Below are 21,797 nucleotides of genomic sequence, written 5' to 3'. Positions count from 1 at the left end.
GCGACTTATTTGCATCGCGCCTTAAAATCTCCTATCCTTAAATAGGAGATTTTTTTATGGAATCATGCAAAGAATCAAACAGCCCAGCAATTGTTATTGCAGTGAAACGACAGGAGTGGAACAAATGAAACAAGAAAAAGCGATCATAATAGGAGGAGGCCCGTGCGGTCTATCAGCTGCCATTGCATTCAAGCAAATTGGGATTGATGCACTTGTGATTGAAAAGGGCAATGTGGTCAACAGTATTTATCATTACCCTACACACCAAACCTTCTTCAGTACAAGTGAAAAGCTTGAGATCGGTGACGTCGCTTTTATCACTGAAAATCGGAAACCCGTTCGTATTCAGGCGCTTTCCTATTACCGAGAGGTGGTCAGACGAAAAAGCCTTCGTGTGAATGCTTTTGAAAAGGTAAACGCTGTGACGAAAAAAGATGGCCATTTTACCGTGAATACATCAAAAGACGACTATACATGTGACTATATTGTGATTGCGACTGGCTACTATGATCATCCTAACTATATGAATGTAAAAGGGGAAGACCTTCCTCACGTGTATCATTATTTTAAAGAAGGACATCCCTACTTTGATAAAGATGTGACGGTGATCGGCGGGAAGAACTCTAGTGTTGATGCTGCCCTGGAACTTGTGAAATGCGGAAGCAGGGTGACGGTTTTATATAGAGGAACTGAATATTCATCCAGCATCAAACCTTGGATTTTACCAGAGTTTGAAGCGCTTGTTCGAAATGGCACCATTCGAATGGAGTTCGGTGCAGAGGTGAAGGAAATCACAGAACAGGATGTTGTCTTTACAAACCAGCAGGGCCAAACGGATCGAGTGAAAAGTGATTATGTGTTTGCGATGACAGGTTATCATCCTGATCATTCATTTTTAGAAAAAATGGGTGTAACAATCGATCCAGAATCAGGCCGCCCAGCATTTAATGAACAAACAATGGAAACAAATGTAGAAGGTATTTTCATTGCAGGGGTTATTGCAGCTGGTAACAACGCCAACGAAATTTTCATTGAAAATGGAAGATTTCATGGCGGGTTGATTGCAGAAGAAATCAACAAAAGAATCAACGGGTAAAAAAAGAACTGGGTCCTTCTAAGGGATTCAGTTCTTTTTTATGTAAATTGGGATTATATAGAAGATTATTTTTGGGAAAATGGGCTCGAGTCATATAAAAAAGGGGTGATTCGTGGTACGATAATAAAGGATAATGTAGGGAAAGAGGTCTGATTATGATCGCAATCATTTCAGCAGGTTTAGCTCCCGGCATCGCACTTTTAAGTTATTTTTATTTGAAAGATCAATACGACAATGAGCCGGTTCATATGGTCATCAGATCTTTTATGCTAGGTGTCATACTTGTGTTTCCAACCATGTTTATTCAGTATGTCCTCCAAGAGGAAAATATCGCCACGAATCCTATCGTGATTTCATTTGTAACATCGGGTTTTTTAGAAGAATCATTAAAGTGGTTTATTTTAATGGTCAGTGTCTATGCGCACGTACAGTTTGATGAACACTATGACGGGATTGTCTATGGAACAAGTGTCTCCCTTGGATTTGCGACACTTGAAAATATTCTGTACTTAGTTGGTCATGGGGTAGAGTACGCGTTTACACGTGCCTTGCTGCCTGTATCAAGCCACGCTTTATTTGGTGTGGTGATGGGGTTTTATATAGGTAAAGCTCGTTTCTCTGATAAAAAAGAGCAGCGAAAATGGCTGATTCTCTCTTTAATACTTCCTATCCTTTTTCATGGCTTATATGATTTCATTCTTCTTGGCATGAAAAATTGGGGATATATCATGTTGCCGTTCATGATTTTTTTATGGTGGTTTGGTCTGCGGAAAGCCAAAAAAGCCCGTGCGGTGAAGATGGTACAAATTTAAATTGGAAAACGTCCTATACGTCTTTAGGGCGTTTTTTGTCTTTTCCATCCAATTCCCTCCTGTGATGAATGTATAAAAATAGGGATCGGAAGAAACATATATTCAAACATCAAAAGTACAGGAGGATCAAATATGGACAAAGCTCGTTTCATGAAACAAATCGTCCTTATCTTCTCAATTGTTCTGCTCGCGTCTTCATTGATGACAGCTGAAAAAAGTGAAGCTTTCACAAATCAAGTGATTCAGCGGGGAGCTACAGGAGAAGATGTCGTCGAGCTCCAGGCAAGGCTCCAATACAATGGTTTTTACAATGGAAAAATAGACGGGGTGTATGGCTGGGGAACTTACTGGGCCGTGCGCAATTTTCAAAGCCAGTTTGGTGTAAAGAAAGTCGATGGACTCGTAGGGGAAAAAACAAAAAGCCTATTAGTTCAAAAGACGAAATACTATAAAGAGTTTGTGCAACAGCAGTTGCAAAAAGGGAATCAGTTTACGCACTATGGCGGGAAACCTCTTGATCAGCAAACAAAGGCTCCTGCGCAAAGAAACACGCAAAAAAAGACAGCACAAGGTGCAAAAGAGAATCAAAAAAGTCAAAGCGGAGGAAACAGCTCGTCTGGAAAGCAGTCAGGAAATGGTCAAGCAAATCAAACGCCGAAACAAACAGCAGCCAACATGCCAGGTGGTTTTTCAAGCAATGACATTCAGCTCCTTTCACAAGCTGTTTATAGTGAAGCGAGAGGTGAACCTTATGAAGGACAGGTAGCGATCGCAGCCGTCATCTTAAACCGTTTAAACAACCCGACCTTTCCAAACACGATTGCTGGTGTCATTTTTGAACCGCTTGCGTTTACCGCTGTAGCAGATGGACAATTTTATATGGCGCCAAATGAAACCGCTAAAAAGGCAGTATTTGATGCCATTAATGGCTGGGACCCATCTGAAAGCGCCGTTTATTACTTTAATCCTGATACAGCGACAAGCCCATGGATTTGGGGAAGGCCACAAATTAAACGAATCGGGAAACATATTTTCTGTGAATAAAAAGAGGTGTAAATAAATGATCAGAGGAATATTGATTGCTATTTTAGGAATTGCTGTCATCTCAACAGGATACTGGGGCTATAAGGAGCATCAAGAAAAAGATGCAGTGCTGCTTCATGCAGAGAACAACTATCAAAGAGCCTTCCATGATCTAACGTATCAAGTCGATCAGTTGCACGATAAACTTGGCGCAACACTTGCGATGAACAGCCAAACATCTATATCTCCAGCACTTGCAGATGTATGGAGAATGTCATCAGAAGCGCATAACAATGTCAGCCAGCTTCCGCTCACATTGATGCCTTTTAACAAAACAGAAGAGTTTCTAGCGAATGTCGGTGACTTTAGCTATAAATCGTCACTTAAATCTTTATCAGATGAACCATTAAACAAAGATACACACAAAACCATTACCACTTTATATGATCAAGCGGCAGATATTCAAAACGAACTTAGACAAGTGCAGCATCTCGTACTCAACAAAAATTTAAAATGGATGGATGTTGAAATGGCACTGGCTGATGGAGATCGAAAAAACGACAACACCATCATTGACGGATTAAAAACCGTTGAGAGAAATGCTGATGCGTTTGCAGATGTTGATCTTGGTCCTACAAATGTGTCAACTGAATCAGAAACGCAAGGCTACAATCACTTAAAAGGGCAAAAGATTTCAAAAAAAGAAGCGATCCGTATCGCCCAGCAATTTGCGCCTGACCATAACAAAGATTTCAAGGTGAGAAAAAGTGGGAGTAAAACGAACCGTGATGTCTACAGCCTGTCAATGTCAGACCCAGATAGCCGAGCAAACTTTTATTTAGACTTGACTGAAAAAGGCGGCCATCCTGTCTATCTTCTTCAGAACCGTGAAGTGAAAAAACAAAAAATCAGTTTAAATGATGCCTCAGAAAAAGCACTAAGTTTCTTAAAGAAGCATGGATTCGATACTGAATCATTTCATTTAGATGAGAGTGCGCAATTTGATAATATCGGCGTATTTACCTATGTCCCTTTACAGAATAACGTATTGCTTTATCCAGATAGCATTCGAATGAAAGTCGCTTTAGATGATGGAGAGGTTGTGGGATTCTCAGCGAAAGACTATTTAATGAATCACAGAAAACGTGACATAAAAGCACCAAAGATTTCTCAAAAAGAAGCTGAAAAGACCTTAAATAAACATGTGAAGATTGAGGATACACATGTAGCTCTTGTTCAAAATGATATGTCAGAGGAAGTTCTCTGCTATGAGTTTTTAGGAACCATTAAAAACGACACATACCGAATGTTTATTAATGCAGATACTGGAAAAGAAGAAAGAGTAGATAAGCTAAAAAATGCAGAACCTATATATAAAGACCTATAGAAAAGGAAGCGAGGAAAAGGCGAATAAGCCTTTTCCTTTTGTTTTATACATGGTTTAATATAAGAGAGGATACGATTTCACAGATGAAAAGAGTGATGAGGAATGTTACAAATAGGGGATGCAATCACAATTGAGTATGTCAATGAGAACAAAGAAGTGAAAACTGCAAAATCGAAAGTTTTGGAAAATAATAACGATGATATTTGCATTAATTATCCAGCTGATAAAGAAACGGGGCGCACGATCTATTTAAATCAAGAAACAGAAATCACCGTCTTCTTTTTCGATGAAAATCAAATTCCATACAAATGTACAAGCAAAGTCATTGGGAAAAGAAAAGAAGATATCCCTATGATTGTCGTTTCGATTCCGCCAAAAGAAGAAATGATTCGGCTTCAGCGAAGAGAATATCTTCGAGTGGATACGATGGTGAAAGCGTCCATAACGCAAAATGGTGAAGAAACCTTCGACACATTTATTGTCAATATGAGTGCTGGCGGTGTAGCAATTGCTGTTCCAGAAGGTGTCTCACTAAAAGAATATGGCGAGGTCGTCACAGAGTTTGAACTTTCACTTAAAGAACCAGTGAAAATTAAAGCGATTGCAGAAATGAATCGTGTTTATCAAGATGATCAGACCGGGAAAACAAGAGCGATCATGGAATTTACTGAAATCACAAACGACCACCAGCAACACATTATGAAGTACTGCTTCCAGCAGCAGCTTCTAACACGTGTGAAAAAAGTATAAGAATAAAGGTTGTCAAAAGCTTCCATACTAGAGAGAAAGAATCTAGCGTTGGAGGCTTTTTGTATGAAAACAATGGAAAGATGGCTATTCAAAGCAGTGCTCATTCAGCTCATTCTGCTTTTGGCGGTTCAGGTCACCCTTCACTTGACGAAAGGAGAACTATTTTTGTCAAAAGTCGTACAATACGAGGGTGTGAATAACATGAGCATTGAAGATTGGATTGAGACATTTAAGCAAAAGGATTGATAGAAAATTCCCCCGTTTGAGCGGTGATCGTGTTACAATTCATAAGGGAGATTCAATCAAGGAGAGGTATTATGAAAAAGAAATTATCTATCGCAATTGACGGTCCTGCTGCAGCAGGAAAAAGCACTGTGGCAAAAATTGTCGCAGCGAAAAAATCATATATTTATATCGATACAGGTGCGATGTACCGCGCAATTACACTTGCAGCACTCAATCAAGGCGTAGACCTTGAAGACGAACAGGCACTTGATGCGTTATTGAAAAACACAGTCATTGAACTTGTGTCAACTGACGAAGGTCAAAAAGTACATTTAGACACGATTGATGTCACAGAAGACATCAGAACAGACCGTGTGAGCAATCAAGTCTCTGTTGTTGCAAAGCATCGAGCTGTTAGGGAAGAAATGGTCCGCAGGCAGCAAGAGCTGGGGAACCGAGGCGGTGTCGTCATGGATGGAAGAGACATTGGCACGCATGTTCTTCCAGATGCAGAAGTGAAAATTTTCTTGCTTGCGTCAGTAGAGGAAAGAGCAAAACGTCGTTTTGAAGAAAATCAGAAAAAAGGCTATGATGTCAATTACGATCAGCTGATCGAAGAGATTGCAAGACGTGACAAGCTTGATTCTGAGCGGGAGGTATCACCGCTGAAGAAAGCAGATGACGCCATTGAAATTGACACGACTTCTCTTTCTATTCAAGAGGTTGCAGGTAAAATTTTAGATGCAGCAGAGCGTGTAGAAAAACAGTAAGAAATTTTAGAAAACTTTTATAAGTTAGAGGTTTATCTCTTGACAAACAAGGTCTTTTATTAGAAGTTTATACTAATACTATTTTTATTGATCATTCAAGCAATTCTGTTGATTTGAATGTTTCTATAATACATATTCGGCTGGCAATCATCATGCTAAGGACACATATTCACCCAGTCGTTTTAACTAAGCTGTGTAGGTTTGGACCAAGGAGGTTATCGAAATGACAGAGGAAATGAATCAAATCGATGTTCAGGTACCAGAGGTTGGAGATGTAGTGAAAGGGATTGTTTCTAAAGTTGAGGACAAGCATGTCAATGTAGATATCGTCAATGTGAAACAACCTGGGATCATCCCAATCAGTGAATTATCAAGTCTTCACGTTGAAAAAGCATCAGATGTCGTGAAAGATGGCGACGAGTTAGAGCTTAAAGTAACAAAGGTCGAAGACGATGCTTTGATTTTATCGAAACGTGCTGTTGATGCAGACCGCGCTTGGGAAGACCTAGAGAAAAAGTTTGAAACAAAAGAAGTATTTGAAGCAGAAGTAAAAGACGTTGTCAAAGGTGGTCTAGTGGTCGACATTGGTGTTCGCGGATTTATTCCTGCGTCTCTTGTTGAGGCACACTATGTAGAAGACTTCACTGACTACAAAGGAAAAACACTCTCGCTTGTTGTGGTAGAGCTTGACCGCGAAAAAAACCGCGTGATTCTATCGCATCGTGCAGTCGTTGAGCAAGAACAATTAGACAAGAAGCAAGACTTCCTGCAAAAGCTTGCAGTAGGCAGTGTGATTGATGGAAAAGTGCAGCGTCTGACTGACTTTGGTGCATTTGTTGACATTGGCGGCATTGATGGATTAGTTCACATTTCTCAACTATCCCATGCGCATGTCGAAAAGCCATCTGACGTTGTTGAAGAAGGACAGGAAGTAAAAGTCAAAGTTCTTGCTGTTGACCGCGATAACGAACGTATCTCACTATCTATTAAAGAAACATTACCAGGACCTTGGAGCCAAATTGGTGAAAAGGTAAAACAAGGTGATGTTCTTGAAGGAACCGTTCAACGTCTTGTGAGCTTTGGAGCATTTGTTGAAATTCTGCCAGGTGTAGAAGGACTTGTGCATATTTCCCAAATTTCACACAAACATATCGGTACTCCTCAAGAAGTCCTTGAAGAAGGGCAGACTGTGAAAGTGAAAGTGCTTGATGTCAATGAAGATGAAGAGCGCATTTCACTTAGCATTCGTGAATTAGAAGAGAATCCTGAAAAACAAATCGAAGAGGATTACCGTCAATATCAGGCGAAAGAAGAAAATACAAGCGGATTCCAGCTTGGTGACCTGATTGGTGATAAACTCAATAAACTAAAATAATTTGGTGATCAAAATTGACGCGAGCAGAAAGAAAGAAACAGCATATTGAGCATGCTTTGTCGACTGGCCAGCATGCAGCAACAGGTTTACAAGATGTTTCCTTCGTTCACGCCAGTTTACCAGATCTTGCGACATCACAAATTGATACACATACGACAATTGGCGGACTGACTTTCGGTTCGCCAATTTTTATCAATGCAATGACTGGTGGAGGCGGAGAATCGACCTATGAGATTAATCGCTCTTTATCTATCGCAGCGAAGGAAACCAATATTCCAGTAGCAGTCGGATCACAAATGGCTGCACTGAAAGATGCAGACGAACGTCGTACGTATGAAGTGGTTCGACAGGTGAATCCGGATGGACTCGTTTTTGCCAATTTGGGCAGTGAGGCGACAATTCAGCAAGCACGGGATGCCGTTGACATGCTGGAGGCAAACATGCTCCAAATTCACTTAAACGTGATTCAAGAGATCGTCATGCCTGAAGGAGATCGTGATTTCAGAGGTGCTGTTGAGCGGATCGCAGCCATCACTGAATCAATTGAGGTACCTGTTGTCGTCAAAGAAGTTGGATTTGGGATGAGTAAGGAAACAGCAAAGAAATTATTTGATGCTGGAGTTGCTGCTGTTGATGTAGGTGGATTTGGGGGAACAAATTTTTCTAAAATCGAGAACCTGCGCCGTCAAAAAGCACTTCGCTATTTTGACCAGTGGGGAATTCCAACTGCAGCGAGTTTGGCTGAAGTACATACAGCCTTTCCAGATCAAACCGTCCTAGCTTCTGGAGGCATTCAAGATGCACTTGATGTGACAAAATCAATTGCTCTTGGTGCGTCTGCCGCTGGATTAGCCGGCTTTTTCTTAAAATCCCTGACGAGTGGAGGAGAAAAGGGCCTCATCTCTGATATCATTGATCTACAAGATGATGTGAAGATGTTGATGACAGTACTTGGCATGAAAACAATTGAGGAGCTAAGGCAAGCTCCGATTGTGCTTACAGGGGAAACAAGTCATTGGCTGAAAGAAAGAGGCGTGGATACTACGTACTATAGTTTAAGAAATAAGAAGACAAAGGACTAAATGAAATGTAGCCCTTTGTCTTCTTTTCAGCGTGAAAGAAAATTTTTTTGTCTATGAAAGACAGCTGCTTTTTGCGGAACGAATTTGACATTCGTGAGCACCAATGCGTAGGACTGACACTGAATGCGAGGGTTTGTCTGCACGCTGAGACATGTGGTGATCACATGTCTTTTTTTATTGATTTCTTTTGCGAGCGTCTTCCGGGCCTTCTAAAGTTGTTGCCCCTTTGTGATGAATGGATTGATCGCGATCAGATTCAACTCTTCTTGACGCCTTTAGGCGTTTTTCCTGTCTATCCTTACCCATTATACATCCCTCCTCAACTATTAGGGTGTCACCTCTTGTTTATTTCATGCAAATCCCGCACCTTCTCATATGTTTAAAAATTGGAGATTTTCCCATAATGTAATTGAGGTGATGAGGGTTGGAGGCATTGTACTATTATTGGTCAATATGGTTCGTTTGGATTATGGTGACATTTATCATGGAGAAAAGCACGTGGCGCAATGTGCTGGGCGTATGTGTTCTCATTCATATTATATGCAGTCATGTCATGGTTTCTATTTTAGACATGAGGATCAATGCAGGATTTTTGATGACCTTTTTATATGCTTGCATGTCATTCGTGATCTTTCGGCCTGCTCATCGAATCATGCGAATCATGCAATTAGGTTCCATGGTCAGTGCGTATGCCTTTTTTATGATTTTTGCATTATATGATCCAGTTTGGTTCACGATAATAAAGGTGGACTGGGTTGTATTTGCCTTGCTGATCTTGATGTGTTTAACATATGGGCATCAGTTAACGGAACGGATCACTTTATGGATGATGGCTATATGTCTGGGGGAAGCCCTTTATGCGCTTACGATTCATCGCCTCACATCTTCCATTGTCATAGGAGATCTCTCGTTTCTTTCCATGGCTGTTCAAGGAGCTGTCTTTCTATTAGGTGTAGGTCAGCTTGAAAAACTCTTGAACACCCGTTCATCTAGAAAACCAGTAAAAGGGGCTGCAAAATCAACATGACAAATTACACGTTTCCTGTGATTATTGGTGTCATCTTTGGGATGGCGGCTAGGCTCTATATGCTAAGAACTGATTATCGGCAATATCCCACATATATTCATGGACAAGTGATTCACATTGCGCTAGGTTTTATCGCATCAGGGCTTGGTGCTATTATTATGCCTGCGCTGATCCAGGAAGAATTCACTGCAATTACCTTTCTGACGCTTGCAGCCACGCAATTTCGTGATGTGCGTAATATGGAAAGAAATACATTGACCCAAATGGATTCGTATGAGCTTGTCTCACGAGGCAGTACATATATCGAAGGCATTGCGATCGCCTTTGAAAGTCGAAATTATATTGCCATTCTTACTGCCCTTATTACAACGACCGCCTGTATTTTCTTTTCGCTCGTCGTTGGGACAGTGGTCGGTATTCTTTGTTTTTTCATGGCAAAACTATTAATGTCAGGGAGCCAATTAAAGGATATCGTGAATATTCAAAAAGGGGAACTTCGTTTTGACGGCGCAGGACTTTACGTAAATGATATTTACATTATGAATATCGGGCTGCCTGAAAAGCAAAAATTGATTTTAGAGCATGGAATGGGGTTCATCTTGACTCCGAAGAATTTTAACTCGGCCACAACCATCGCAAACCTTGGGCAGCGGCAAGCTATCTTATTTGATTTATCCAACGTGCTTGGTGTATACCGAGATTCTGGTGAACCATCGCTTTGTCCGCTCGCAAAACGTGATCTGAATAATGGCACACTTGGCGTATTCATTTTACCGCAATGGCAGCGTGAAGATTTGGCTGTCCGTGTATTAGAAGAGGTGCCTATTTTAGAAAATGCCATTAGAATGCCGACAGATTTCATTAAAAAGAAAGTGAGGTAATAGGGCATGGCGAACACCATTGAACAATTTATATTGGCTGTGGCGACAACAAATAAAGAGCGGGTCATTGGCGGAACAGCCGTTTTTTTCTGTGAAAATAAAGAAGAGCTCGACATGTATGCCATGAATTTAGAGGCCATTTTAGATGGAATTGCACACGGTATTGGAGAAGATCTTTATTTGATTGTCAAACATTTTTAAGTTATTCATTGTGGTCTGATTAAAAATTGATATAATATATAAGTTGAACCCTTCATGTTTGAAGGGTTTATTTCATAAAACTGAATGAAAATTATAAATCCCGGTTGAAACATGATGATGAACATATTGAATCGCGGCTGGATTGAAAGGAAGGGTACTATGGGTAAACCTGTCGTAGCCATTGTTGGAAGGCCCAACGTTGGAAAATCTACAATTTTTAATCGAATCGCAGGCGAAAGAATATCGATTGTAGAAGACACACCTGGTGTAACAAGAGATCGAATCTATAGCTCTGCTGAATGGTTAAATTATGACTTTAATTTAATAGATACTGGTGGAATTGATATTGGAGATGAGCCGTTTTTGGCGCAAATTCGCCATCAGGCTGAAATCGCAATGGATGAAGCGGATGTTATTATCTTTATGGTCAATGGAAGAGATGGCGTCACATCTGCGGATGAAGAAGTCGCAAAAATTTTATATCGCACGAAAAAACCTGTCGTACTTGCTGTCAATAAATTGGACAACCCTGAAATGAGAAGCGACGTGTATGACTTTTATGCACTTGGATTTGGCGAACCGTATCCGATTTCTGGAACACACGGACTCGGTCTAGGTGATCTGCTTGATGCTGTCGCAGAGCATTTCAAAAACTTACCAGATACACAGTATGATGAAGAAGTGGTACAGTTCTGCTTAATAGGCCGCCCAAATGTAGGGAAATCCTCTTTGGTGAATGCGATGCTCGGTGAAGAACGTGTCATTGTCAGCAACATCGCTGGTACGACAAGAGATGCTGTAGATACAATGTTTACGTACAACCAACGTGACTTTGTCATTGTTGACACAGCCGGTATGAGGAAAAAAGGGAAAGTTTATGAAACAACAGAGAAATACAGTGTACTCCGTGCGTTGAAAGCCATTGATCGATCGGATGTTGTCGCTGTTGTACTTGATGGTGAAGAAGGCATTATTGAACAGGATAAACGTATTGCCGGCTACGCACACGAAGCGGGTAAAGCCGTTGTGATCATTGTGAACAAGTGGGATGCTGTTGAAAAAGACGAGCGTACAATGAAGGAATTTGAGCAAAACATTCGCGAGCATTTTCAATTCCTTGATTATGCACCTGTCTTATTCATGTCTGCTCTTACGAAAAAGAGAATTCACACGTTAATGCCAACAATTATTACCGCTAGTGAAAATCATGCGATGCGCGTTCAAACGAACATTCTAAACGATATTATCATGGATGCCGTAGCAATGAACCCAACGCCGACCCATAACGGACAGCGTCTGAAAATTTACTATGCAACACAAGTGGCGATCAAACCGCCGTCCTTTGTTGTGTTTGTAAATGATCCAGAACTTATGCACTTTTCTTATGAGCGTTTCCTAGAAAACCGAATTCGAGATGCATTTGGTTTTGAAGGAACACCAATTAAAATATTTGCGAGAGCGAGAAAATAAAAAGGGTGAGCAGGATGAAGAAAATTTCAGTACTTGGAGCAGGGAGCTGGGGAACAGCTCTTGCGCTTGTATTAGCTGATAATCATCATGATGTACACATGTGGGGACATAGACAAGAATTAATTGATCAAATCAATGAGAAACATGAAAATCATGATTACTTGCCTAATGTTGCATTGCCAGCGTCTATTCAAGCGACAACAGATATGAAACAGGCACTAGAAGGGACAGATGCGATTATTGTCGCTGTGCCAACAAAGGCCATTCGAGAAGTATTGAAGCAGGCAAATGAGTTTGTTTCGTCAAAGGTGCCATTTGTTCATGTTAGTAAAGGAATTGAACCAGATACGCTTCTTAGAATTTCTCAAATGATTGAACAAGAAGTCCCAGAAGCAAAAAGAGAAGCAGTTGTTGTCCTGTCAGGACCAAGTCATGCTGAAGAAGTGGGTCTGCGTCATCCGACAACTGTTACAGTTTCATCAGAACATATTGAAGCGGCTCAATTTGTTCAAGATTTGTTTATGAACAACAACTTCAGAGTGTACACAAACCCTGATGTGATTGGGGTGGAAATTGGCGGGGCGCTGAAAAACATCATCGCTCTTGCGGCAGGGATCACAGACGGACTCGGATATGGCGATAATGCGAAAGCAGCGCTCATCACAAGGGGTCTTGCTGAAATCGCCCGCCTCGGCACAAAAATGGGAGGAAACCCTCTTACGTTTGCCGGATTAACAGGTGTTGGAGATTTGATTGTCACATGTACAAGTGTTCATTCGCGTAACTGGCGCTGCGGGAATTTACTCGGTAAAGGATATAAGCTCGAAGAAGTGCTTGAAAAAATGGGGATGGTTGTCGAAGGCGTCCGCACAACAAAAGGCGCTTATCAGCTCTCCAAAGAATACAAGGTCAGCATGCCGATTACAGAGGCTCTTTACGGCGTCCTATTTGAAGGGAAAAAGGTAGACGATGCTGTAGAATCCTTAATGGCACGTGTGAAAACACATGAGATGGAAGACCTTGTGAACATGTTCGAAAACCAAACAAAGTAATTGGAAGACTGAACTTAGGCGTGTAGAGGATGCAAGAAGGGGCAGACTTGCATAACATAACAATGAAGTTTGAATAGAGCTTTGCCTCTACAGAATGAGGAAAAATAGTCGACCTAATGACTGAAGCAGAGTCCCCCTCTTTGCTTCAGTTTTTTTATGCACTTTTTTCTGAATGATTGGAAAAATGATTGATATTTTACTTAATTTTGGTTTAGAATGAAATATAAACGCTTACAATTCGTTTGTATTAAAGGGGGACAGGCACGATGAGTTTTGCTTTAATCAAGATGTGGTTTGCGCTTGGTTCAATGGGGCTCATGTTTTTAGCCGTTGTAACCATTTATCTGAGTAGATTTAAGCTGAAGAGCCGGTTTCTGAAAATAACAGCCTCAACTGTCGCGTACAGCTTAATGCTCATATCAGGTGTCATTGTGTTTTTAGTTGTATTTAGCGGGCCGGTCAATGAATAAAGAAAAAGGAAGAATGTGATGATCAAAGCAAAAATCAGTGTCATGCTGTTAACACTTATTTTACTTACGGGGTGCCTCTATCCAGAGAATCGCAAAGCTGAAAACCGCGTGCCATATAAAGAGCAGCTGCAAAGTGTGCAGACAGCGATTGAAGACTTTCAAAAAGCGACAAATGGCCTTTTACCGATTGAAACAAAAGAAGGCGACACACCTATTTATCAGAAGTATGTCATTGACTTTAAGCGTCTGTCACCAAGATATTTACACGATGTACCGTCGACATCTTTTGAAGGCGGGGGCGAATATATCTATGTCCTCACAGACGTCGAACAAAATCCAACGGTGAAACTGCTTGATGTCAAAATGACACAAACGATCAGTGAATTACGTCTGAGGATCAAAATATATCAAGATGAACATACATATCCGCCATATGGCAAAGTAGTATCCAAAGATTTATATACGTTAAATGAAAAAAAACTAGGGTTAACAGCACCGCCTACAGTGACGAGCCCTGTCACGGGGGAATCACTTCCATTACTGATTTCCTCAAATGGCGAAATCTATGTTGACTATCGCAGTGATTTTGCCCAGATTTTGAAAAATACGAAACAAAAGCTGAAACCAGGTGAAAATATTCAAGATGTCTATTGGCAGGAAACCCCGTTTGTACCAGCGTTTTCTGTTCCATATACGATCAACAAAAAAGGTGAGCCGGCTTTTTTAGAAAAAAAGACGTCATAAACAAGAATGAACCTTTCTCCTCTGCATATAAATGAGGAGAAAGGTTTTTTTATGGCTAAACATACTCTCAAAACAAAAAAGGTGTCATATTCAAATAGGACAACGTCATACACATATATTGTCCTGACACCTTTCAAGCACCGTTTGATTGAAGTATAGAGTATTTTATTTGAAAACGAGGATAGCAAGTCCGGGAGGGGATCACTTGGAAAAAGTCGATATTTTCAAGGATATCGCTGAACGAACAGGAGGCGATATATATTTAGGAGTCGTTGGAGCTGTTCGTACAGGGAAATCTACGTTTATTAAAAAGTTTATGGAGCTCGTGGTGCTCCCGAATATCAATAATGAGGCAGACCGTGCAAGAGCACAGGATGAATTGCCGCAAAGCGCAGCAGGAAAAACCATTATGACCACAGAGCCAAAATTTGTGCCAAATCAAGCGGCATCCATTCACGTGAGCGACGGCCTGGATGTCAACATTAGGCTTGTCGATTGTGTAGGCTACACCGTGCCTGGTGCACGCGGGTATGAAGATGAAAATGGTCCGAGAATGATTAATACGCCGTGGTATGAAGAGCCAATCCCGTTTCATGAAGCAGCGGAAATTGGTACACGCAAGGTCATTCAAGAGCATTCAACCATTGGTGTTGTGATTACAACAGATGGATCAATTGGGGAAATCCCAAGACATGACTATATTGAATCAGAAGAACGTGTCATTGACGAACTCAAAGAAGTTGGAAAGCCGTTTATTATGGTGATCAACTCTGTGAGACCTTATCACCCTGAAACAGAAGCACTGCGGCAGGAACTTAGTCAAAAATATGATATTCCTGTACTCGCGATGAGTGTCGAAAGTATGAGAGAACAAGACGTTCTCAGTGTACTTCGTGAAGCATTATATGAATTTCCAGTGCTTGAGGTGAATGTGAACCTGCCAAGCTGGGTCATGGTACTAAAAGAAGATCATTGGCTAAGAGAGAGTTATCAGGATTCAGTGAAAGAAACCGTCAAGGATATTAAGAGATTAAGAGATGTTGACCGAGTGGTAGGTCAGTTCAGTGAATTCGATTTTATCGAAAGAGCGGGCTTAGCAGGCATTGAAATGGGTCAGGGGATCGCAGAAATTGATCTGTATGCGCCGGATGATCTATATGATCATATCCTAAAAGAAGTGGTTGGTGTGGAAATTAGGGGCAAAGATCACCTTCTTGAGCTCATGCAAGATTTTGCACATGCGAAAACGGAGTATGATCAAGTGTCTGACGCTTTGAAAATGGTGAAGCAGACTGGTTACGGAATTGCGGCACCAGCTTTGTCAGATATGAGTTTAGATGAGCCGGAAATCATTAGGCAAGGATCAAGATTCGGCGTCAGATTAAAAGCAGTCGCGCCATCTATTCATATGATTAAGGTAGATGTAGAAAGTGAGTTTGCGCCGATTATCGGAACAGAAAAACAAAGCGAAGAGCTCGTCCGATACTTAATGCAAGACTTTGAAGATGATCCGCTTTCGATCTGGAATTCCGATATATTTGGACGCTCACTCAGCTCGCTTGTCAGAGAAGGCATTCAAGCAAAACTCTCGCTGATGCCGGAAAATGCAAGGTATAAACTAAAGGAAACGCTTGAACGAATTATTAACGAAGGATCAGGCGGTCTGATCGCGATTATTCTATAGGATGTGAGACCTCTCATTGATGGGGGTCTTTTTTTGCGTGCGGGTGAAGTCATAAAAAGACAATTGTATAAAGATTAGTCAGATTCAGGCTGAAATTAGGAATATTCGTTCGCAAAAGTGCCCTTAATCCTTGACGAATAAGGATTCTTCCCTTTAAAATGCTTGATATGGTATTTCATATGTGTTAATCTACTTACAGAAAATCTTCACTTTGTTGGACAAACATTCCTTCAAAGAGAAGTTTTCTAATGAAAAGCCATGTATGACGCTTTCTAGACGCTCTTTTTTTTCAAAAAAAGTGTATAGAAAGAAGATGAATTGTGAAGAAATGATAACAATCTATTGAATGCATATTTTTGGGAGGAGGTGAAAGGCATGAACAAGACAGAACTTATTAACGCGGTTGCTGAAGCAAGCGAGTTATCTAAAAAAGACGCGACAAAAGCAGTTGATTCTGTTTTTGATACAATTTTAGATGCACTTAAAAATGGTGACAAAATCCAACTTATTGGTTTTGGTAACTTTGAAGTACGTGAGCGTTCAGCTCGTAAAGGACGTAACCCACAAACTGGTGCAGAGATCGAAATCCCTGCAAGCAAAGTACCTGCTTTCAAACCAGGTAAAGCACTTAAAGACGCGGTGGCAGGTAAATAATCGTTATGTGTAATGATCCTATTGAAGGAGTTATACATATACAGTTTCACACTGGTCTAGAAAAGCCCCTTTGATAAGGGGCTTTTCCTTTTGAGTCAAATGGTTTGTTTAGAACGCTCTCCTTTGCTTTTAGGATCTGAAGTGTGCTAGAATCTGAATGAAATGTAATCGCCTTTGGAGGATATAATACATGAGTGAAATAAATAAAGAATTAATCGAACACGCAGTACGCAATATATTAAAAGCAATCGGAGAAGATCCAGATCGTGAAGGACTTCTTGATACCCCAAAACGAGTAGCAAAAATGTATGAAGAAGTGTTCTCGGGATTAAATGAAGATCCAAAAGAACATTTTAAAACCATTTTTGGTGAAGATCATGAAGAACTCGTTCTTGTCAAAGATATTGCTTTTCATTCAATGTGTGAACACCATCTTGTGCCATTCTATGGCAAAGCCCATGTCGCTTATATTCCGCGCGGCGGAAAAGTAACGGGACTCAGCAAGCTGGCAAGAGCAGTAGAAGCCGTGGCAAAGCGCCCGCAGCTTCAGGAGCGCATTACATCAACGATTGCAGATAGTATGGTGGAAACTTTAAATCCACATGGTGTGATGATTGTCGTTGAAGCAGAGCATATGTGTATGACGATGCGCGGAGTGAAGAAGCCCGGCGCTAAAACAGTCACTTCAGCCGTACGCGGTACATTTGCAAATGATGCGGCAGCAAGAGCAGAAGTGCTTTCATTTATTAAAAACGACTAATCCATAGATGGAAGGTGAACAGATTGAGTGAAAATAAAGCATCTGATTTTGTGGTGATTAAAGCCATTGATAATGGTGTCAATGTGATCGGCTTAACTAGAGGTTCCGATACAAGATTTCACCATTCCGAAAAGCTCGATAAAGGTGAAGTCATTATCGCGCAATTTACTGAGCACACATCAGCCATCAAAGTGCGGGGCGATGCTGTCATTCAAACAAGCTTCGGTGAAATTCAAAGCGAAGCAAAGAAATAACGCACGACTATGCACTTGATAGCATGAAAGTCAGGCCTGATATGGTATAATAAATCTTTATACAATGTAGAGAGCTACATATGAAACTGTAATTTTTGGGACAAGGGTGATATCTTTGCAAGACATCTACGGAATTTTATCTAATCTGAATATAAAATTAAACAAAAAGCTTTCTCATCCTTATTTGGCGAAGCATTTGCGTGCGCCGCTCATCGATGAAGATAAGCTCCTTCTTTTTCATGCAATGTTTGATGAAGCTCAAATCGATGCTGAGAAAAAAGAAAATTATATTTTAACGGCGATGCTTGTGCAAATTGCCCTTGATACCCATGACGAAGTCACAACTGCTGCAGCCATCAAACAAGACGAGTTCAAAAATCGTCAGTTGACCATCCTAGCAGGAGACTATTTCAGCGGTCTCTATTACTCTCTTCTCTCTGACATGAAAGACATTTACATGATCCGCACTCTCGCCACGGCGATCAAAGAGATTAATGAACATAAAATTAGACTATATGATCGATCCATTCAAGATGCAGCCCACTTTTATAAAAGTGTTGCTACAGTAGAATCTGCGCTATTCCAAAGAATTTCTGAGCACTTTCAATTGACGCATTGGAATGAAATTGCAAGTCGCTTCCTTGTTTATAAACGTTTTATGAAACAAGCAGAAGACGACAAACATTTAAAACTTTTTTTGAACGATAGCTATACGGACGCCTATACATGTTTTGACAACTTTGAGAATGAAGGCTATGAAAAGGCCAAACGATCAATCAAGGAGCATCTAGTTTCATCTCCGATCGTTCAAAAAGAGCTATTAAATCGCTTGGATCATATGAAAAATGAACCTGCGTACCATCAGAAAGTGGAAGAAGGGTAAGTCATGCAGCAATCAAAAGAACAGCGAGTACACGGTGTATTTGAAAAAATTTATAAAAACTATGACCAAATGAACTCTGTCATTAGCTTTAAACAGCATAAAAAATGGCGCGATAAAACAATGAAGCTCATGAATGTTCAAAAAGGAGCCAAAGCACTAGATGTATGCTGCGGAACTGCCGATTGGACGATTGCGCTTGCAGACGCTGTTGGAGAAACAGGCGAGGTCAAAGGCCTTGACTTCAGTAAAAATATGCTGAGTGTTGGCGAAACGAAGGTGAAAACAGGCGGCTACAATCAAATTGAGCTGCTCCACGGCAACGCAATGGAGCTTCCTTTTGAGGACAACTCATTTGATTATGTCACAATCGGTTTTGGCCTTCGAAATGTCCCTGATTACTTAACAGTGCTAAAGGAAATGACACGAGTGGTAAAACCCGGTGGAATGGTTGTCTGCCTTGAAACATCACAGCCTGAGATGATTGGGTTTAAACAAGGGTATTATGTCTATTTCAAATACATCATGCCGCTCTTTGGTAAGCTGTTTGCCAAAAGCTATCAGGAGTATTCATGGCTTCAAGAATCAGCCAAAACATTCCCTGGCATGAAAGAACTGGCGTCTCTTTTTGAAGAGGCCGGTCTGTCTGATGTCTCGTATCATCCATTTACAGGCGGTGTAGCAGCAACACATATCGGAAAGAAGCTTTGAATAAACGATATTTGGGTGAAAATAATGAAACTAAAAGCAATGATTTCTTTTCTAAATCATGATATCGATATAATTGAAAAAGAGCTTGAACAAACCGTTCGCTCTGATTATGCATTATTAAGTGAAGCTGGTCTTCATTTGCTGCAAGCGGGCGGAAAACGAATCCGCCCCGTTTTTGTTCTCCTTTCAGGCATGTTTGGTGACTATGATATTAATAAAATTAAATATGTAGCCGTAGCGCTTGAATTAATTCATATGGCATCACTTGTCCATGACGATGTCATTGATGATGCAGAACTGAGAAGAGGAAAACCGACGATTAAAGCAAAATGGGACAACAGAATTGCGATGTACACGGGGGATTACTTATTTGCAAGATCACTCGAGTACATGACGAAAATCAATCACCCAATGGCACATGAAATTTTGTCAAAAATGGTCGTCGAGCTCTGTCTTGGGGAAATAGAACAAGTCAAAGATAAATACAACATGGACCAAAACCTTCGTACATATTTAAGAAGAATTAAACGAAAAACAGCCTTGCTTATTGCAGGCAGCTGCCAATTAGGTGCGATTGCAGCTGGAACAGATGAAAAAACACATAAAGCCCTTTACTGGTTTGGGTACTATGTTGGTATGTCGTACCAGATCATTGATGATGTCCTTGATTTTACATCAACTGAAGAAGAATTAGGTAAACCTGTTGGCGGGGACCTTTTACAAGGAAATGTCACTCTTCCCGTTTTATATGCGCTTCAGAACCCGACGTTAGAAGGTCAGTTGAAGCTGATCAATAGTGAAACGACGGAAAAGCAGCTGAAACCTGTGATTGAACATCTCAAACAAACAGATGCGATCGACCGTTCCATTCGAGTGAGTGAAATGTATTTGAAAAAAGCATTTGAACAGCTCGATCAACTTCCGCGCGGGCGGGCTAAATCTTCATTAGCGTCGATTGCAAAATATATTGGTAAACGAAAATTCTGATCAACGTTTCGTTGGTTGGTTTTTTTGTGAAATTTTTTGTCAAAAATTGATTATTATAAAAAAAAATGATACGATCACTTTGTAACAATGTAAGCCTATACATACATAACGACGGGGTGGAAAACGTATATGGACAAAACATTTCTTATGGTCAAACCTGATGGTGTGGAAAGACAATTAATCGGTGAAATTTTGTCAAGATTCGAAAAAAAGGGGCTTCAGCTTGTTGGAGCAAAGCTCATGAGCATTCCAAAAGAAGTAGCAGAAACACATTACGGAGAGCATAAAGAAAAACCATTTTTCGGTGAATTGGTTGACTTTATTACGTCAGGACCTGTATTTGCGATGGTATGGCAAGGTGAACAAGTCGTAGACGTAACAAGGCAGATTATCGGAAAGACAAATCCGAAGGAAGCGCTTCCGGGAACGATAAGAGGTGACTATGGATTAACTGTTGGCAAAAATATTATCCATGGCTCAGACTCACCAGAAAGTGCCGAAAGAGAAATCAACCTTTTCTTTAAACAAGAAGAACTGACAAATTGGGATCAAACGATCTCAAGCTGGATTTATTAATGTTCAAGCCAAAGTGTTCATCAAATGATCACTTTGGCTTTTTTATATTGAGATTTCTATACGAATTTTCGCATGAGATGATACAAATTTATGATAAAAACAGCTATACTAGGACAAAGATAGATGAGACAGGAGAGGACATTGATGGATCAGTATCAAGTATTTGTTGGAAAATGGAAAAAACTAACTGGGGTAGATCTGAACTTATATAAAGAAGCACAAATGAAACGAAGATTAACATCCCTTTATGATAAAAAAGGATATAAAGATTTTGAGGCATTTGCGTCTGCTCTTGAAAAGGACAAAGCGCTATTAGATGAAACGATGGATCGAATGACGATCAATGTGTCAGAATTTTACCGAAACTATCAGCGCTGGGAAGTACTTGATCAAAAAATCCTGCCGTTGCTTTCAAAAAACAGTGGCACCCTAAAAATATGGAGTGCAGCTTGCTCTACTGGAGAAGAGCCGTATACACTCTCAATGCTGCTATCAAGCCATCCGCTTGTGAAAGACTTCCAAATTATTGCAACGGATATTGATGATAAAGTCTTGCAATCCGCGCAAAAAGGAAGATATCATGAACGATCTTTGCAAGAGGTGCCAGATCAAATCAAGCAAAAATATTTCACAAAAGAAGATTCTTCATTTTACACGGTGAAGGATGAGATTCGAAAGCACATTCAATTTAAGAAACACAACCTTTTAGCAGATCCATATGAAAAACAGCTGGATCTCATCGTGTGCCGAAATGTCCTCATCTACTTTACAGAAGAGGCGAAAGAAGAAATTTACTTAAAAATGAGCAGCAGTTTAAAGCAAAACGGCGTATTATTTGTTGGTTCTACAGAACAAATTTTTCACCCAGAAAAGTTTGGATTAACCTCTGCTGATACTTTCTTTTATCAAAAGAAGGGGTAGTAGCT

General features: G+C 40.5%; 26 protein-coding genes. 25 read left to right on the top strand and 1 reads right to left on the bottom strand.

All coding sequences use genetic code 11. From position 1 onward, the window contains the following. Positions 1-124 precede the first annotated feature (124 nt). The 9 genes from NST09_RS10635 (at position 125) to fni (ending at position 8,520) form a co-directional block, all read left to right on the top strand. A complete protein-coding gene (locus NST09_RS10635; RefSeq protein ID WP_050827355.1) occupies positions 125-1,096 on the top strand; it encodes a YpdA family putative bacillithiol disulfide reductase in 972 nt (323 codons plus the stop codon). 155 nt (positions 1,097-1,251) lie between these two features. Continuing rightward, positions 1,252-1,908, top strand: a complete 657-nt coding sequence (gene prsW / locus NST09_RS10630; RefSeq protein WP_008344507.1) for a glutamic-type intramembrane protease PrsW — start codon at positions 1,252-1,254, stop codon at positions 1,906-1,908. A 132-nt stretch (positions 1,909-2,040) separates the two neighbouring features. Further along, positions 2,041-2,952, top strand: a complete 912-nt coding sequence (gene sleB, locus NST09_RS10625) for a spore cortex-lytic enzyme (protein ID WP_008344509.1) — start codon at positions 2,041-2,043, stop codon at positions 2,950-2,952. Positions 2,953-2,968: 16 nt separating this feature from the next. Further along, positions 2,969-4,318: a germination protein YpeB gene (gene ypeB, locus NST09_RS10620; RefSeq protein WP_046343864.1), complete on the top strand. Its 1,350-nt coding sequence runs from the start codon at positions 2,969-2,971 to the stop codon at positions 4,316-4,318. A gap of 102 nt (positions 4,319-4,420) precedes the next feature. Then, positions 4,421-5,068 (top strand): flagellar brake domain-containing protein, encoded by a 648-nt coding sequence (locus NST09_RS10615; protein WP_046343862.1) that lies wholly within the window; start codon positions 4,421-4,423, stop codon positions 5,066-5,068. Between the two features lie 63 nt (positions 5,069-5,131). Continuing rightward, on the top strand, positions 5,132-5,314 hold the full coding sequence (locus NST09_RS10610) for a YpfB family protein (protein WP_008344514.1): 183 nt from the start codon (positions 5,132-5,134) through the stop codon (positions 5,312-5,314). 71 nt (positions 5,315-5,385) lie between these two features. Further along, positions 5,386-6,063: a (d)CMP kinase gene (gene cmk, locus NST09_RS10605; RefSeq protein WP_017359766.1), complete on the top strand. Its 678-nt coding sequence runs from the start codon at positions 5,386-5,388 to the stop codon at positions 6,061-6,063. A 223-nt stretch (positions 6,064-6,286) separates the two neighbouring features. Then, a complete protein-coding gene (gene rpsA, locus NST09_RS10600; protein ID WP_008344519.1) occupies positions 6,287-7,438 on the top strand; it encodes a 30S ribosomal protein S1 in 1,152 nt (383 codons plus the stop codon). 14 nt (positions 7,439-7,452) lie between these two features. Then, positions 7,453-8,520 carry a type 2 isopentenyl-diphosphate Delta-isomerase gene (gene fni, locus NST09_RS10595; protein WP_342492999.1) on the top strand — a complete coding sequence of 356 codons (1,068 nt, stop codon included), beginning with the start codon at positions 7,453-7,455 and terminating at the stop codon, positions 8,518-8,520. A gap of 174 nt (positions 8,521-8,694) precedes the next feature. Here the strand turns inward: fni and NST09_RS10590 are convergent, their stop codons facing one another. After that, the gene (locus NST09_RS10590; protein WP_008344525.1) at positions 8,695-8,826 is read right to left on the bottom strand and encodes a YpzI family protein; all 132 of its coding nucleotides are present in this window, start codon (positions 8,824-8,826) and stop codon (positions 8,695-8,697) included. A 178-nt stretch (positions 8,827-9,004) separates the two neighbouring features. Here NST09_RS10590 and NST09_RS10585 point away from each other — a divergent pair, with 178 nt between their 5' ends. The 16 genes from NST09_RS10585 to NST09_RS10510 all read left to right on the top strand — a co-directional run bounded on the left by NST09_RS10585 (position 9,005) and on the right by NST09_RS10510 (position 21,792). Beyond that, a complete protein-coding gene (locus NST09_RS10585) occupies positions 9,005-9,547 on the top strand; it encodes a hypothetical protein (protein ID WP_136944838.1) in 543 nt (180 codons plus the stop codon). Then, positions 9,544-10,428, top strand: a complete 885-nt coding sequence (locus tag NST09_RS10580) for a YIEGIA family protein (RefSeq protein WP_039165753.1) — start codon at positions 9,544-9,546, stop codon at positions 10,426-10,428. Before NST09_RS10585 ends, NST09_RS10580 begins: the two co-directional genes overlap by 4 nt. 6 nt (positions 10,429-10,434) lie before the next feature. Next, entirely contained in the window at positions 10,435-10,629 is a 195-nt protein-coding gene (locus NST09_RS10575; RefSeq protein ID WP_008344527.1) for a hypothetical protein, read from the top strand. 159 nt (positions 10,630-10,788) lie between these two features. Next, positions 10,789-12,099 carry a ribosome biogenesis GTPase Der gene (gene der, locus NST09_RS10570; protein ID WP_008344528.1) on the top strand — a complete coding sequence of 437 codons (1,311 nt, stop codon included), beginning with the start codon at positions 10,789-10,791 and terminating at the stop codon, positions 12,097-12,099. A 14-nt stretch (positions 12,100-12,113) separates the two neighbouring features. Then, entirely contained in the window at positions 12,114-13,151 is a 1,038-nt protein-coding gene (locus tag NST09_RS10565) for an NAD(P)H-dependent glycerol-3-phosphate dehydrogenase (RefSeq protein ID WP_025207551.1), read from the top strand. Between the two features lie 266 nt (positions 13,152-13,417). After that, on the top strand, positions 13,418-13,621 hold the full coding sequence (locus NST09_RS10560) for a DUF2768 domain-containing protein (protein ID WP_017367508.1): 204 nt from the start codon (positions 13,418-13,420) through the stop codon (positions 13,619-13,621). Positions 13,622-13,639: 18 nt separating this feature from the next. Beyond that, positions 13,640-14,365, top strand: a complete 726-nt coding sequence (locus tag NST09_RS10555) for a hypothetical protein (RefSeq protein ID WP_342492998.1) — start codon at positions 13,640-13,642, stop codon at positions 14,363-14,365. Positions 14,366-14,570: 205 nt separating this feature from the next. After that, positions 14,571-16,049 (top strand): stage IV sporulation protein A, encoded by a 1,479-nt coding sequence (gene spoIVA / locus NST09_RS10550; RefSeq protein ID WP_008344534.1) that lies wholly within the window; start codon positions 14,571-14,573, stop codon positions 16,047-16,049. 375 nt (positions 16,050-16,424) lie between these two features. Continuing rightward, on the top strand, positions 16,425-16,703 hold the full coding sequence (hbs, locus tag NST09_RS10545; protein WP_003215863.1) for a non-specific DNA-binding protein Hbs: 279 nt from the start codon (positions 16,425-16,427) through the stop codon (positions 16,701-16,703). Between the two features lie 190 nt (positions 16,704-16,893). Further along, entirely contained in the window at positions 16,894-17,463 is a 570-nt protein-coding gene (gene folE / locus NST09_RS10540) for a GTP cyclohydrolase I FolE (protein ID WP_342492997.1), read from the top strand. Between the two features lie 23 nt (positions 17,464-17,486). After that, positions 17,487-17,717: a trp RNA-binding attenuation protein MtrB gene (gene mtrB, locus NST09_RS10535; RefSeq protein ID WP_008344541.1), complete on the top strand. Its 231-nt coding sequence runs from the start codon at positions 17,487-17,489 to the stop codon at positions 17,715-17,717. A 115-nt stretch (positions 17,718-17,832) separates the two neighbouring features. After that, positions 17,833-18,600: a heptaprenyl diphosphate synthase component 1 gene (locus tag NST09_RS10530; protein WP_007500958.1), complete on the top strand. Its 768-nt coding sequence runs from the start codon at positions 17,833-17,835 to the stop codon at positions 18,598-18,600. Positions 18,601-18,603: 3 nt separating this feature from the next. Next, positions 18,604-19,308 (top strand): demethylmenaquinone methyltransferase, encoded by a 705-nt coding sequence (locus NST09_RS10525; RefSeq protein ID WP_007500957.1) that lies wholly within the window; start codon positions 18,604-18,606, stop codon positions 19,306-19,308. 24 nt (positions 19,309-19,332) lie between these two features. Then, entirely contained in the window at positions 19,333-20,295 is a 963-nt protein-coding gene (gene hepT / locus NST09_RS10520) for a heptaprenyl diphosphate synthase component II (RefSeq protein WP_007500951.1), read from the top strand. 129 nt (positions 20,296-20,424) lie between these two features. Continuing rightward, on the top strand, positions 20,425-20,871 hold the full coding sequence (gene ndk, locus NST09_RS10515; RefSeq protein WP_281215268.1) for a nucleoside-diphosphate kinase: 447 nt from the start codon (positions 20,425-20,427) through the stop codon (positions 20,869-20,871). A 144-nt stretch (positions 20,872-21,015) separates the two neighbouring features. Beyond that, complete coding sequence (locus NST09_RS10510) at positions 21,016-21,792, top strand: protein-glutamate O-methyltransferase CheR (protein WP_008344547.1); 777 nt, start codon at positions 21,016-21,018, stop codon at positions 21,790-21,792. Positions 21,793-21,797: the final 5 nt, after the last annotated feature.

This window comes from Bacillus sp. FSL W7-1346, from assembly GCF_038593335.1.
Taxonomy (GTDB): Bacteria; Bacillota; Bacilli; order Bacillales; family Bacillaceae; genus Bacillus; species Bacillus altitudinis.
The sequence above is the reverse complement of the archived record's forward strand: the minus strand, read 5'-3'. Positions and strand labels throughout refer to the sequence as shown.